Annotated in this window: 10 protein-coding genes; 4 read left to right on the plus strand and 6 right to left on the minus strand. The window is 61.9% G+C overall.

What is annotated here, in order from left to right; genetic code table 11:
- Window positions 1-73: 73 nt before the first annotated feature.
- The 6 genes from A8B82_RS08110 to A8B82_RS08135 all read right to left on the minus strand — a co-directional run bounded on the left by A8B82_RS08110 (window position 74) and on the right by A8B82_RS08135 (window position 8111).
- Window positions 74-1252, minus strand: coding sequence for an ABC transporter permease (locus A8B82_RS08110; protein ID WP_067290623.1), 1179 nt, complete (start codon window positions 1250-1252; stop codon window positions 74-76).
- A gap of 4 nt (window positions 1253-1256) precedes the next feature.
- Complete coding sequence (locus A8B82_RS08115; RefSeq protein ID WP_067290625.1) at window positions 1257-2951, minus strand: ABC transporter permease; 1695 nt, start codon at window positions 2949-2951, stop codon at window positions 1257-1259.
- An 89-nt stretch (window positions 2952-3040) separates the two neighbouring features.
- Window positions 3041-4135, minus strand: coding sequence for an extracellular solute-binding protein (locus A8B82_RS08120; RefSeq protein ID WP_067290629.1), 1095 nt, complete (start codon window positions 4133-4135; stop codon window positions 3041-3043).
- Between the two features lie 112 nt (window positions 4136-4247).
- Entirely contained in the window at window positions 4248-5348 is a 1101-nt protein-coding gene (locus A8B82_RS08125) for an ABC transporter ATP-binding protein (protein WP_067290632.1), read from the minus strand.
- A gap of 151 nt (window positions 5349-5499) precedes the next feature.
- On the minus strand, window positions 5500-6876 hold the full coding sequence (locus A8B82_RS08130) for an aminotransferase class III-fold pyridoxal phosphate-dependent enzyme (RefSeq protein WP_067290634.1): 1377 nt from the start codon (window positions 6874-6876) through the stop codon (window positions 5500-5502).
- A 14-nt stretch (window positions 6877-6890) separates the two neighbouring features.
- On the minus strand, window positions 6891-8111 hold the full coding sequence (locus A8B82_RS08135; RefSeq protein WP_067290636.1) for an aminopeptidase P family protein: 1221 nt from the start codon (window positions 8109-8111) through the stop codon (window positions 6891-6893).
- A gap of 187 nt (window positions 8112-8298) precedes the next feature.
- Between A8B82_RS08135 and A8B82_RS08140 the strand changes: the two genes are divergently transcribed.
- The 4 genes from A8B82_RS08140 (at window position 8299) to tviB (ending at window position 13220) form a co-directional block, all read left to right on the plus strand.
- Window positions 8299-9486: a M24 family metallopeptidase gene (locus tag A8B82_RS08140; RefSeq protein WP_067290639.1), complete on the plus strand. Its 1188-nt coding sequence runs from the start codon at window positions 8299-8301 to the stop codon at window positions 9484-9486.
- 2 nt (window positions 9487-9488) lie between these two features.
- Window positions 9489-10646, plus strand: coding sequence for an acetylornithine deacetylase (gene argE, locus A8B82_RS08145; RefSeq protein ID WP_067290642.1), 1158 nt, complete (start codon window positions 9489-9491; stop codon window positions 10644-10646).
- A 275-nt stretch (window positions 10647-10921) separates the two neighbouring features.
- Complete coding sequence (locus A8B82_RS08150; protein ID WP_067290647.1) at window positions 10922-11935, plus strand: NAD-dependent epimerase/dehydratase family protein; 1014 nt, start codon at window positions 10922-10924, stop codon at window positions 11933-11935.
- A gap of 10 nt (window positions 11936-11945) precedes the next feature.
- Entirely contained in the window at window positions 11946-13220 is a 1275-nt protein-coding gene (gene tviB, locus A8B82_RS08155) for a Vi polysaccharide biosynthesis UDP-N-acetylglucosamine C-6 dehydrogenase TviB (protein ID WP_067290649.1), read from the plus strand.
- Window positions 13221-13428: the final 208 nt, after the last annotated feature.

Below are 13428 nucleotides of genomic sequence, written 5' to 3' on the forward strand. Positions count from 1 at the left end.
TGCACCGGGCCAAACCTGCGCAACGTTCGACAGTTGCCGCTGCGCACCCGGAGTGACGTCCTGTGGCCGCGGATCAGCTTGGGGACATGCCCCGCAACCGCTCAGACCGGCGGCGCAGCAATTCCAGCGTCGTCAGCAAGAGGACAGAGATCACAACCAGCAGGGTGGCGACCGCCAGAATGGTCGGGCTGATTTGTTCGCGCAACCCAATGAACATCTGCCAGGGCAAGGTCTTCTGCCCCGCTGAGCCCACAAAGAGCACCACCACCACCTCGTCGAAGGACGTGATGAAGGCAAACAGCCCGCCCGAGATTACCCCCGGCAGGATCAGCGGCATTTGCACCTTGAAGAAGGTCCGGATCGGCGAGGCCCCCATATTGGCCGCCGCCCGCGTCAGCGAGCGGTCAAAGCCCACCAGCGTCGCCGTCACGGTGATGATCACGAAGGGAATGCCAAGCGCCGCATGCGCGAGCACCACGCCGATATAGGTGCCCTGCAACCCGATGCGGCTGTAGAAAAAGTACATGCCCGCCGCCGAGATGATCAGCGGCACGATCATCGGAGAGATCAGGATTGCCATGATCGCCCGCCGGAAGGGGACATGCGGCTGGCTCAGCCCGATGGCCGCCAGCGTACCGAAGCCCACCGACAACAGCGTCGCGACCGGTGCGATCATGACCGAGTTGCGCAGCGCGTTCTGCCAGTCTGAACTGTTGAAGAAGTCGCGGTAGTGCTTCAGCGAATAGCCCGCCGGATCGAATCGCAGCATTTCCGGCGTGAAGGTAAAGAAGTTCTCGGCGTTGAAGCTCAATGGCATGACGACAAGAATCGGCGTGATCAGGAACACCAGGATCGCCCCGCAGATCACCCGGAAGGCAAAGTGCCACAGCACCTGCCCCGGTGTCAGATAGGGCGGCAATTTGCGCCTGTAGCGGCCTTCGTAGAGCCAGAAACTGAACCAGGAAAAGAACCAGCCGAACAGCGCGCCGATCACCAGCGCCGGGATACCACCCAGCAGGAAACCGATGATCGCCAGCAGCACGACAGAGCCCCACATGCCAGCCTTTTCGGCCTTGATGACCTGCGTCAGCACAAATGCCAGCGCGCCCATCGCGATGGCCCCGACGATGATGCCCAGCAACCCGCTGCCCTGTGCGGTCCCGACAAAGAGGCCCGCAAGTGCCCCTGCGGCGGCCACGACAGAAACATAGAACGACACCGGCGTGCGGCTGATCGGCGTGAGTGCAGTCATGGTCCTAGCCCCCCAGTTTCACGTTATCAATGCCGACGATCTTGTCGTAGGCCCAGTAGAGCGCCAGAACGACCGCCAGCAGAATCGCCCCAAGCGCGGCCGCAAGGCCCCAGTTGAGCGAGCTGGAAATATGATAGGCGATCCGGTTCGAGATGAACGTGCCTGTTGTACCGCCCACGATCTCGGGCGTGATGTAGTAACCGATGGACAGGATGAAGACGAGGATCGACCCCGCACCGATGCCCGGCACCGACTGCGGGAAGTAGACCCGCCAGAAGGCCGTCCAGTTCGTTGCGCCCAGACTTTTGGCCGCGCGCAGAAAGGCTGGCGGAATCGTCGCCATCACCGAATAGAGTGGCAGGATCATGAAGGGCAGCAGGATGTGCGTCATCGCGATGATCGTGCCGGTCTGGTTGTTGATCAGCGCCAGACGGTTCACGTCAGAGACAATGCCGAGCCAGACCAGCGTGTCGTTGATGACACCCTGCTGTTGCAACATCACCTTCCAGGCCGAGGTCCGAACCAGCAGCGAGGTCCAGAAGGGCAACAGCACCAGGATCATCAGCAGGTTCGCGGTGCGCGCGGGCAGGTTCGCCAGCAGCCAGGCCACCGGATAGCCCAGCAGGATGCAACTGCCGGTGATCATCAGCGACATGAACAGCGTCCGCAGGAACAGCGTGCCATAGATCCGCTGGTTCTCCGGGCGCAACTCGGCCCCGTCGGGACTTTTCTGCATATCGACCGCATTCAGGAAATAACCGTTGGTGAAAGGGCCCGAATAGGTCTGGATCGTCTCCCAGATCGGGATCTCTCCCCAGTCGTTGTCGACCTCGTTGAAAGCAGCGGCGTAATCCACGGTTTCGAAGCCTGCGGCGGCAGTGGCGGCGGCCTTGATCTGTGCGGCGGCGGGGCCGCTATATGCCGTGATCTGCTGCGCGGTCGGGCCGGTCAGGTCGTCGTAGAACGAGGAATAGATCAGCGCCCAGGGGTCTTCCGTATAGAGGTTGTCCTCGTCCTCGTACTGGACGAAGTCGGCAAAGATCTCGTATTTGGCGGCGGTCTGCGGGAACAGATCTTCGATGCCCTCGCGCATTTCAAAGGCAGGTTGATTATCGCCCGAGGCCTTGTCCCATGCCAGTATCTCGGCCAGCCATTCGTCGGAGCCAAGGAAGGCGTTCCAGTTCTCGCCCTGCTTCCAGAAATCATCGAAGTCCTCGAACTGGTCCTGATAGACCTCGCCCATGTCGCCAACACCGCGCCCGGATTTGCGGAACAATGAGGATGCGCCGGTCAATTCGTAGTTGAGCCGGGAACCAAGGCGGGTATGCAGCTTGCGCTCCTGCGCGATGAATATGTCTTCGTAAAGTGCCTTGTAGACCGGCGCGCCGGGGGTCTGCCCGGACCCGGCTTCCCAGTCTGCCAGCGCTTCGGTGGTGCGCGGCAGGGTCTGGGCCACGATCTGGTTTTCGACCGAGCGGAACAGCATGTCCGCAATCGGGGCGATGAAGGTGACAAGAACAAAGATGAGAAGCGGGGCGATCAGGATCAGCGCGCGCAGCTTCTGACGCCGCAGGGCGCGATTCAGGCTGCGTTTCAACGAAGTACCGTCGGCGGCGCGGATCTTTCCGTCGGATTTACCCGCCCCCTGATCGGGAGAATCCTGGGGGATCGGCGCGGTCTTTTCGGTCACATCGCTCATCGGGGTGTCCTTCGCGGGGAATTTGGGCAGGCCGGACCAAGGGTCCAGCCTGCGAAGGGCGGGCCGAGAATGGCCCGCCCTGGTTCAGCTTATTGCGCGAGCCATGCCTGGAACTTCGCGTCGATGTCGTCGCGATAGTCGGCCCAGAACTCGTAGTTGTAGAGGAACGTGTTGCCAGCGTTTGCCGGATCGGTCGGCATGTGCTGCTTCATGTCCTCGGGCACCAGCGGCGCGGACGACTGGCGTGCCGGACCGTAGGAAATGTATTTGGCCTGATCGGCCAGACGCTGGGTGTCGGTCGCGAACTTGATGAAGTCCTTCACACGGTTCAGGCGCGCCTCGTCCAGACCTTCGGGAATGATCCAGCCGTCAAGGTCAAAGACCTGCGCGTCCCACATCATGCCGACGGGCTGATCCTGCTCTTCGATGACCGAGAACAGGCGACCGTTGTAGGTCGACCCCATGAAGACTTCGCCATCCGCCAGAAGCTGGGGCGTATCCGCACCGGCCGACCACCAGATCACGTCATCCTTGATGGTGCCGAGCTTGGCCAGCGCCTGCTCCTGACCTTCTGGCGTCGCCAGCACGTCATAGACTTCGTCCTTTGCAACGCCGTCACAGAGCAGCGCCCATTCCATGTTGTTGATCGGACGCTTTTCCAGCGCGCGCTTGCCCGGATATGTCTCCAGATCGAACACGGAGCAGATTTCGGTGGGTGCCTCAGCGCCTTCCGGCACCATATCCGTGCGGTAGCCGAATGTGGTCGAATAGACGATCTGCGGGATATAGCAGTCCGACACGATCAGGTCACCGAAATCATCTTCTGCCGATGTGCCGTCGTCGCCTTCGGCAAGCAGCTCGTTGGGCTCATATTCCATCGCCAGGCCTTCGTCGCACAGGCGAATGGCGTCAGACGCCACAACGTCAACGAGATCCCAGGTGATGTTGCCCGCTTCGTTCATCGCGCGCAGCTTGGCCACGGCTTCGTTGGAGCTTTCATCCCAGACGACGTTCACTTCGGGGTGCATTTCCTGATAGGGTTCGACATAGGCTTTCAACTGGCTGTTCTGGTAGGCACCGCCCCAGGATACGATGGTCATGTCGTTGGACATTTCCTGTGCCAGGGCAACGCTTCCGACAGCACTGAGCGCGGTCGAAGCAAGTAGCATTTTGGTGAATTTCATTTGGTATTCTCCCAAGTTTTTTCCCGTTCATTCAAATGAGGCCAATAACAACGGGTTTAGTTACGGGCCTCGTGTTCATCGCGGGCTTGCGCCTGCGACATGACACGCGCGCCTATGCGTCCAGCGCGCGGCAATCTTCTGCCTGCCAGCCAATCTCGACGGTCTGTCCCGGCTCCAGGCGGACCTGGTCAGGCGCGTTGCGTGTCTTGACGATGAAGCTGTCGTTCCCCGCGACCCGAAGCCGCGTGCGGAAGATGTCCCCCATGTAGATGAATTCGAGCACCTCGGCCTGCAACGTATGTGCGCCAGGGTTGAGACGCTCCATGTTGAACTCAACCCGTTCCGGGCGGATCGACAATTGCGTGCGCTCGCCTGCCTTGTCCACGTTGACCGGCATCGCGTCGATCAGGCTGCCATCGTCCAGCTTGACGACGGCCAGCCCGTTCGTGATTTCCTTGACCTCGCCCTGCAGCGTGTTGTTCTCGCCGATGAACTGCGCCACGAAACTGTTGCAGGGTTTCTCATAGAGCTCGTCCGGCGGAGCAAGCTGTTGGATGCGGCCATCCTCAAAGACCGCAACGCGGTCCGACATCGTCAGCGCTTCGGTCTGGTCGTGGGTCACATAGACCACGGTGATCCCGAGGTCGTCTGCGATGTGCTTGATTTCGAACTGCATGTGTTCGCGCAACTGCTTGTCGAGCGCGCCCAGCGGTTCGTCCATCAACACCAGATCGGGTTCGAACACCAGCGCACGGGCCAGCGCCACGCGCTGTTGCTGACCACCGGAAAGCTGTGCGGGGCGACGGCCACCAAAGGAGCCCATCTGCACCATGTCGAGCGCCCGCTTGACCTTGGCCTCGCGGTCTGACTTGCCCATCTTGCGCACTTCCAGCGGAAAGCTGAGGTTTTCCGCAATCGTCATATGCGGGAACAGGGCGTAGTTCTGGAACACCATCCCGATGCCGCGCTTGTGGGGCGAGATGTTGTTGATCGGACTGCCGTCCAGCAGGATATCGCCGTGGGTCGCCGTCTCGAATCCCGCCAGCATCATCAGGCAGGTGGTCTTGCCGGACCCCGATGGCCCGAGCATTGTCAGGAATTCGCCCTTGCCTATCGAAAGGTTCAGGTCTTTGACCACAAGCGTTTCGCCATCGTAACTTTTCTGTACGTGATCGAACACGACGAAATCGCCGCCAGTGGCTTTCTCAGACAAATCGCACCTCCCCAGGTGTTATGTTTGTTCCGCAATTTAAGCGGTGGTGTCTGCCATTTTGACAGGTTGGCTTATAAACAACCACATGCCCCACAGCTTTGCAACCGGGCAGGTGCAACAAGGCCCTGCTTCGAAAGCTACTGATGATTCTTTATGCGGGACCAAGAACCTCCACGACGGTTTCGGTCGTTTTTGCGACAATCTCGTCTGCCTCCGCTTCGGTCAGGCAGAAGGGTGGCGCAAAGCCGATGATATCACTTTGAGGCATCGCGCGCCCGATGACACCCTTTGAAAGCAGTGCGGCGGCCACCTGGGGGCCTATTTTCTTCGCGGGATCATAGAATGCCCGGTCGCCCCGATTCTCGACCAGTTCAACCGCACAGAGCATCCCTGCCCCGCGAATGTCGCCCACATGGCGATGGTCGCCAAGCGCCGCCTGCATCTTGCCGTGCAGATAGGCACCCACGGTTCCGGCATTCTCGACCAGCTTCTGGTCCTCGATCACCTGCAGGTTCGCGACCCCCGCCGCCGCCCCGATGGGATGTGCGGAATAGGTCCAGCCGTGGCCGAGCGGGCCGTTTTCATCCGTCCCCTGCTCAAGCACCTTCCAGACCTTGTCGGACACGATGGAACCCGACAACGGCGCATAGGCCGAGGTCAGGCCCTTTGCGATGGTGATGAAATCCGGCTTCAGCCCGTAGTGATCGGACCCGAACATGCTGCCCAGACGCCCGAAGCCTGTCACGACCTCGTCTGCGATCAGCGCGATGTCATGCTTTTGCAGCACCGCCTGAATCGCATCCCAGTAGCCTGCGGGCGGCGGCACGATGCCCCCGGTGCCCAGAACCGGCTCCCCGATGAAGCCCGCGACGGTGTCGGCCCCTTCCCGGTCGATGATCGCTTCGAGGTCTGCCACGCAATGCGCCACAAACTCCGCCTCGGTCTGGTCAAGATTCTCGCGGCGGAAATAATCCGGCGCGACCGTATGCAGCACCCCCGCCATCGGCAGGTCGAACTTGGCATGGAACAGCCCCAGCCCGGTCAGCGAGCCGGTCATCAGCCCCGAGCCGTGATAGCCGCGCCAGCGGCTGATGATCTTCTTTTTCTGCGGTCGGCCCAGGATGTTGTTATAGTACCAGAGCAGCTTGATGATGGTCTCGTTCGCATCCGATCCGCCAAGCCCGAAATAGACCTTCGACATATGCGCGGGCGCGCGCTCCATCACCATCCGGGCCAGCGTGATCGCAGCTTCGGTGCCGTGCCCGGCATAGGAATGGTAGTAGCTCAACTCATGCGCCTGCTTGGCAATGGCATCGGTGATCGCGCGCTGGCCGTAGCCCGCGTTCACGCAATAGAGCCCGGCAAAACCATCCAGGAGGCGGTTGCCGTCACGGTCGATGATGTGACTGCCCTCGGCCCCCTTGATGATCCGCGCCGGGCTTTCGCCGCGCGCATGCTGCGCCAGATGTGTGGACGGGTGAAAGAAATTCTCGCGGTCCCATTTGTCCAATACGTCGTTCGTCAGCATGTTGCGCGTCCTTCTTATGCGTCGATGATGTTCGCTTCCGGGCCGTAGGCGAATTTGGTGATGTTTTCGGTGCGGTTACCGCCGACCACGAGGATGTCATGTTCGCGGTAGCCCCCTGCCCCGGCTGTGCCCTGCGGCACCCAGATCATCGGCTCCATTGACACCACCATGCCCGGCTCCAGAACGGTATCAACATCCTCACGCAGTTCCAACCCCGCCTCCCGGCCATAGTAATGCGACAGGATGCCGAAGGAATGGCCGTACCCAAAGGAACGATATTGCAACAGACCCTGATCCGCGAAGAAGCGGTTGATCTCGTCGCAGATGCCCGAACAGGTGGCGCCGGGCCGGATCAGCGACAGGCCCAGCTCGTGCGCTGCCACGTTGGCCTCCCACATCCTCCGGCTGGTCTTGTCCGGCTCGCCCAGAAACAACGTGCGCTCCAGCGCGGTGTAATAGCCCGAGATCATCGGAAAGGTATTGAGGCTGAGGATATCGCCCTTTTGCAGCCTGCGTGTCGTGACCGGGTTATGTGCCCCATCGGTATTCAACCCCGACTGGAACCAGACCCAACTGTCACGCAATTCGCTATCCGGACGCGCGCGGGCAATCTCCAGCTCCATCGCGTCGCGGCCCGCCATGGCCACGTCGATCTCCCGCGTGCCCGCCTTGATCGCAGCGCGGATCGCTTCGCCGCCGTGGTCGGCAATGCGCGCACCCTCGCGGATCAGGGCGATTTCCTCGTCCGATTTCACCATCCGCGCGGCCATCGTATCCCCGGCAATATCCACCAGTTCCGGCGCGCCCAGCATGTCGGCAAGCGTGTCCCGCGCGGTCAGTGTCAGGTGATCTGCCTCGATCCCCAGCCGCCCTGCGCCGCCCGTCAGCCCCGCTACCGCGCGCCAGAAGTTGTTCCGCGCCCAGTCGGTATAGATCACATTATCCCCGTGCGACCGCCGCCAGGGCTGGCCTGCGTCGATATTGGCGCTGACGGTCGTGCAGGCGTCTTGTGTCACGACGCAGCCATAGGGCCGCCCGAAACTGCAATAGAGAAAGCCCGAATAATAGGCGATGTTGTGCATCGAGGTCAGCAGCACGGCGGGAATGTCCCGCACCGCCATGATGTCGCGCAGCCCGGCCAGCCGCCGGTCGTATTCGGCAGCCGAAAAGGGCAGCGGTGCCTTGTCGCCGTTGTGGCTGGTGAAGCTCTGCGGGCGGTTGGAAAGATCGGTCATCGAAACATCCTCAATGGGACCCGGCGCGCTGTCCGCGTGCAGGTCAAAGAAAATATCCGGGCGTACAGGATGGGAAAATGGCCGGGAATTGCGACGCCATCGCGGGCCATATGCAAAACTGGCTAATCTATTGTATGCGGTCCTGTCAACGCGTAGCCTCCGCTGACAACTGCAGGAGGCACCCCCCTTGACCCTCACCGATCCAACGCCGTTTTCGCCACAGGAATACGAGCGCCGCCTGTCCCTGACCCGTGCCGCCATGGGTCGCGTCGGCATTGACGTGCTGATTGCCACGGACCCGTCGAACCAGGCCTGGTTGACGGGTTATGACGGCTGGTCGTTCTATGTCCATCAGGCCGTAATCGTACCGCTCGACGGAACCCCCTTCTGGTGGGGCCGCATGCAGGACAGCAACGGTGCGCTGCGCACTGTGAACCGCGCCGTGACAGACGTGGAGTTCTACACCGATGGATTCGTGCAATCGACAGAGCGCCACCCGATGCAGGACCTCTCTGCCAAGCTTGCCGCGCGCGGATTGGCGCGGGGGCGGATCGGCGTCGAGATGGACAATTACTACTTCTCCGCCAAGGCCTATACGACGCTCCTCGACTCGCTCCCCGACGCAACGGTTGTGGACGCCACGGCCCTCGTCAACTGGCAACGCGCCATCAAGTCGGAGGAAGAACTGACCTTCATGCGCAAGGCCGCAACGATTACCGAGAAGATCACCCAGCTTGCCATCGACCGCGCGGCACCCGGCGTGCGCAAGAACGAACTGGCGGCAGAGATCACTGCGGCGGGGCTTACCGGCGTAGGCGAGACCTGGGGCGACTACCCCGCCATCGTACCGCTCATGCCCTCCGGCACCGACGCGGCCGCCCCGCATCTTACCTGGAACGGCGACAAGATGAAGACCGGCGAGGTGACGTTCTTTGAGCTTGCCGGTTGTTACCGCCGTTATCACGTGCCGCTGTCCCGCTCTGTCATGCTGGGCACCCCGCCCGACCACATCAAACGCGGCGAAGAGGCGCTGATCGAAGGGTTGGAGGCGGGTTTGGACAAGGCCCGCGCAGGCAACAGGACCCAGGACATCGCCAACGCGCTTGGGGCCGCGATGGACAAGGCAGGCATCGAACGCGGCGCGCGCTGCGGCTATTCCATCGGCCTCAGCTACCCGCCCGACTGGGGCGAACGCACCATGTCGCTGCGCCCAGAGGACGAAACCGTGCTGCACCCCGGCATGACCTTCCACTTCATGCCCGGCCTCTGGATGGAGGACTGGGGACTGGAGATCACCGAAAGCATCCTGATCACCGAAGAAGGCCCGGCACAGCCATTCTGCACCATCGAACGCAAGCTCTTTGTCAAGGATTGACCATGAGCCATCTCGACACAGCGACCGCAATCCTGTCCGACCTCATCGGCTATCCCACCGTGTCGTCGGACAGCAACCTTGCGATAATTGATGACCTCGCCGGTCGGCTGTCGGACGCAGGCGCGCGGGTGGATGTGTTTCACGACGACAGCGGGACCAAGGCCAACCTTTATGCCACAATGGGTCCCGACGCGCCGGGGGGCATCCTGCTGGCCGGGCATACGGATGTGGTGCCGATCACCGATCAGATCTGGGCCAGCAACCCCTTTGCAATGACCGAACGGGACGGACGCCTTTATGGGCGCGGGACCTGTGACATGAAGGGCTTTATCGCTACCGCAGTCGCGCTGGCCCCCCTGTTCGCGTCGAAAGCCACCCGCCGCCCCATCCACTTTGCTTTCACCTATGACGAGGAGACCGGCTGCCTGGGCGCCAAGGCGCTGGCCGAGCAACTGGCAGCGCGCAGCGACCGTCCTGCCCTGGCCATCATCGGTGAACCCACCGAAATGCGGGTGATCGAGGGACACAAGGGTTGCTGCGAATACTCCACCCATTTCACCGGGCGCGAGGGCCACGGTTCTCTGCCGTACCTCGGGGTGAACGCGGTCGAATACGCCGTGCGCTATATCACGCGCCTGATGGAACTGAACGATGAACTGAAGGCCCGCGCCCCCGGCGGCAGCGCCTTCGACCCGCCGCACAGCACCATAAACGTCGGCTCACTTCACGGCGGTGTGGCGCATAACGTGATACCGGGGTTTGCGACAGTGGAGTGGGACATGCGCCCTGTCCAATCCGCCGATTTCCACCACATCAATGCAACGATGCAGGACTACGCCGCCAATATCCTGCTGCCCCGGATGCGCGCTGTCTGGCCTGACGCAGATATCGTCACGGAGGTCATCGGCGAAACCATCGGGCTGGAGGTCATGGCCGAAAACGCCGCCCGCGACCTTGTGCTGGAACTGACCGGCACGAACGGGACCGATGTGGTGTCCTTCGGAACGGAGGCGGGTATTTTTCAGCAACTCGGCATGGCCGCCATTGTCTGCGGACCTGGGTCCATCGAACAGGCACATAAACCTGACGAATACGTCGAGACAAGCCAGCTTGCGGCCTGTATCACCATGCTGGAAGAGCTGGCAGACCGCCTGGGCTAGGGCCTGCTTTCCACCGGTTTGGGGATCACCCGGCATCCGGCCCGGTGACATGTTCAGCCGGGCCAGCTGGCACGCGCATAGCACCCTTGCGCTTGTATTCCCGCCCCGGCAGGTTGTAAGTGGCCCGCAACTGCCTATTTCCCTGAGGGCCGCCAAAACGCTGCCCCAGCCGCCACGGCACAAAACAAACCCTATCATGTGTCAGGTGTTGCCTTGATCCATCTTCATATTTACAACTCGTCCCGCCCGCACGCGGAACACGCAGGAACAAGCCGGTGACACGGGTTCTTGTCACCGGCACCGCCGGTTTCATCGGCTTTCACCTGGCCCGCCGCCTGCTGGCCGAAGGCTTCGAAGTGCAAGGCTATGACGGGCTGACCGACTACTATGACGTCACGCTGAAGCAAAAGCGCCACGAGATGCTGCTGGAGAACCCCGCGTTCTCGGCCACCGTGGGCAAGCTGGAAGACGAGGACCTGCTGTGGTCCGTGGCAGAGGCGTTCCAACCCGAGATCATCGTGCATCTCGCCGGACAGGCAGGCGTGCGCTATTCGCTGGAAAACCCGCGCGCCTATCTCGACAGCAACGTGATCGGCACGTTCAACGTCATGGAAGCCGCGCGGAAACTGAAGGTCAAACATCTGCTGATGGCCTCGACCTCTTCGGTTTACGGCGCGAACGAAGAAATGCCTTTCGCTGAAAAGGACCGCACCGAAACCCAGCTGACCATCTACGCCGCCACCAAGAAGGCGAATGAGAACATGGGCCATGCCTATGCCCATCTGCATGATCTGCCGACGACGATGTTCCGGTTTTTCACGGTTTACGGCACCTGGGGGCGGCCGGACCTTGCCCTGTTCAAGTTCGTGGATGCCATTCTGGATGGGCGGCCCATCGACATCTATAACCATGGCGACATGTTCCGTGACTTCACCTTTGTCGACGATCTGGTGCGCGGCATCATGCTGCTGATGCAGGCGGTGCCGCAGCGCCCGGCCAGCAAGGCGGAGATCCCGGAATGGGACAGCCTGTCGCCGGTGGCCCCCTTCCGGGTGGTGAACATCGGCAATTCGCAGAAGGTGCGGCTGCTGGATTTCATCGACGCGATCGAGGCCGAACTGGGCATCACGGCAAAGCGCAACTATATGCCGATGCAGACGGGCGACGTGCCCGCGACCTGGGCCAATGCGGACCTGCTGCGCAACCTGACCGGATACCAGCCCCGCACGGATGTCCGCGATGGCATCGCACAGTTCGTGGCCTGGTTCCGCGACTACTACAACAGGTAAGGTGGCTGCGATGGAAGCCGGGGCAGAAAAGATCGCGATCATCGGGCTGGGCTATGTCGGCTTGCCGCTGGCGGTCGCCTTTGGCCGGCAGCGGCCGGTGGTCGGTTTTGACATCAGCGCGGGCCGCATCGACGACCTGCGGGCGGGCCATGACCGCACCCGCGAGACCACGGCGCAGGAACTGCAACAAGCGCGGCACCTCAGTTTCGCCACCGACCCGGCAGAGATCGCCGATTGCCGCATCTACATCGTCACCGTGCCAACGCCCATCGACGCGCACAAGCGGCCCGACCTTGGCCCCCTGCGCGGTGCCGCAGAAACGGTCAGCCGGGTGCTGAAACCCGGCGACCTCGTGATCTTTGAAAGCACGGTATATCCCGGTGCGACCGAAGAAGACTGCGTGCCGATCCTCGAACGCGGCTCCGGCCTTCGGTTCAATACGGATTTCTTTTGCGGCTACAGCCCCGAACGGATCAACCCCGGTGACAAGCTGCACCGCCTGCCGGACATCCGCAAGGTCACCGCCGGATCAACGCCCGCGGCGGCGGACCGTGTCGACGCGCTCTATGCCCAGATCATCACCGCAGGCACCTACAAGGCCGAAAGCATCCGCGTGGCGGAGGCGGCCAAGGTGATCGAGAACACCCAGCGGGACCTGAACATCGCGCTGATGAACGAGCTGGCGATCATCTTTGGCCGGATGGGCATCGACACCGATGCGGTGTTGCGCGCCGCCGGGACCAAGTGGAATTTCCTGCCGTTCAAGCCCGGCCTGGTGGGCGGCCATTGCATCGGGGTCGACCCCTATTACCTGACCCACAAGGCCGAACAACTGGGCTATGATCCGCAGATCATCCTGGCAGGGCGGCGACTGAACGACGGGATGGGCGCCTATATGGCGGGCCAGTTGGTCAAGGCGATGATCAAGCGTGACATCGCCATCGGCGGCGCGCGGGTGCTGGTGCTGGGCCTGACTTTCAAGGAAAACTGCCCCGACCTGCGCAATACCCGCGTGATCGACCTGATCCGCGAATTGCGCGACTATGGCGCGGAGGTCGATGTGCATGACCCCTGGGTCGATCCCGCAGAAGCCAGGCGCGAGTTCGGCATCGACATGGTGCAAACCCCTGCCGAAGGGACCTATGACGCGGTTGTGCTGGCGGTCGCCCATGCGGAGTTCAGCGAGGCCGGTGCCGCCGCCCTGCGCGCCCATGGCAAACCCGCACAGGTTTTCTACGACATCAAAAGCGTTTTCCGCCCCGAGGACAGCGACCTGCGGGTCTGAGCCACCCGCGCCCGGCGGGACGCCCCGATATTTCAGGTTTGGCAATTGACAGATTTCAATTTTCTTAATCGGAAAACTGGACTCATAAGATTATCCGCAAAAACGCCACGGCTGCATTGACGCGACGCCCCCTTCAGTTGCACAGATAAACAGAGACTTCCGGCAGGCATCGCCGGGGCGCACTCTGGCAGGTCGCCGGATCACAGCC

The organism is Sulfitobacter sp. EhC04, assembly GCF_001650875.1.
Taxonomy (GTDB): domain Bacteria; phylum Pseudomonadota; class Alphaproteobacteria; order Rhodobacterales; family Rhodobacteraceae; genus Sulfitobacter.

Bases quoted from the DNA above. Each gene is read 5' to 3' on its own strand.
- A8B82_RS08120 (WP_067290629.1), bottom strand. From the start codon at position 4,135: ATGAAATTCACCAAAATGCTACTTGCTTCGACCGCGCTCAGTGCTGTC.
- A8B82_RS08110 (WP_067290623.1), bottom strand. From the start codon at position 1,252: ATGACTGCACTCACGCCGATCAGCCGCACGCCGGTGTCGTTCTATGTT.
- tviB (WP_067290649.1), top strand. From the start codon at position 11,946: ATGGAAGCCGGGGCAGAAAAGATCGCGATCATCGGGCTGGGCTATGTC.
- A8B82_RS08130 (WP_067290634.1), bottom strand. From the start codon at position 6,876: ATGCTGACGAACGACGTATTGGACAAATGGGACCGCGAGAATTTCTTT.
- argE (WP_067290642.1), top strand. From the start codon at position 9,489: ATGAGCCATCTCGACACAGCGACCGCAATCCTGTCCGACCTCATCGGC.
- A8B82_RS08115 (WP_067290625.1), bottom strand. From the start codon at position 2,951: ATGAGCGATGTGACCGAAAAGACCGCGCCGATCCCCCAGGATTCTCCC.
- A8B82_RS08135 (WP_067290636.1), bottom strand. From the start codon at position 8,111: ATGACCGATCTTTCCAACCGCCCGCAGAGCTTCACCAGCCACAACGGC.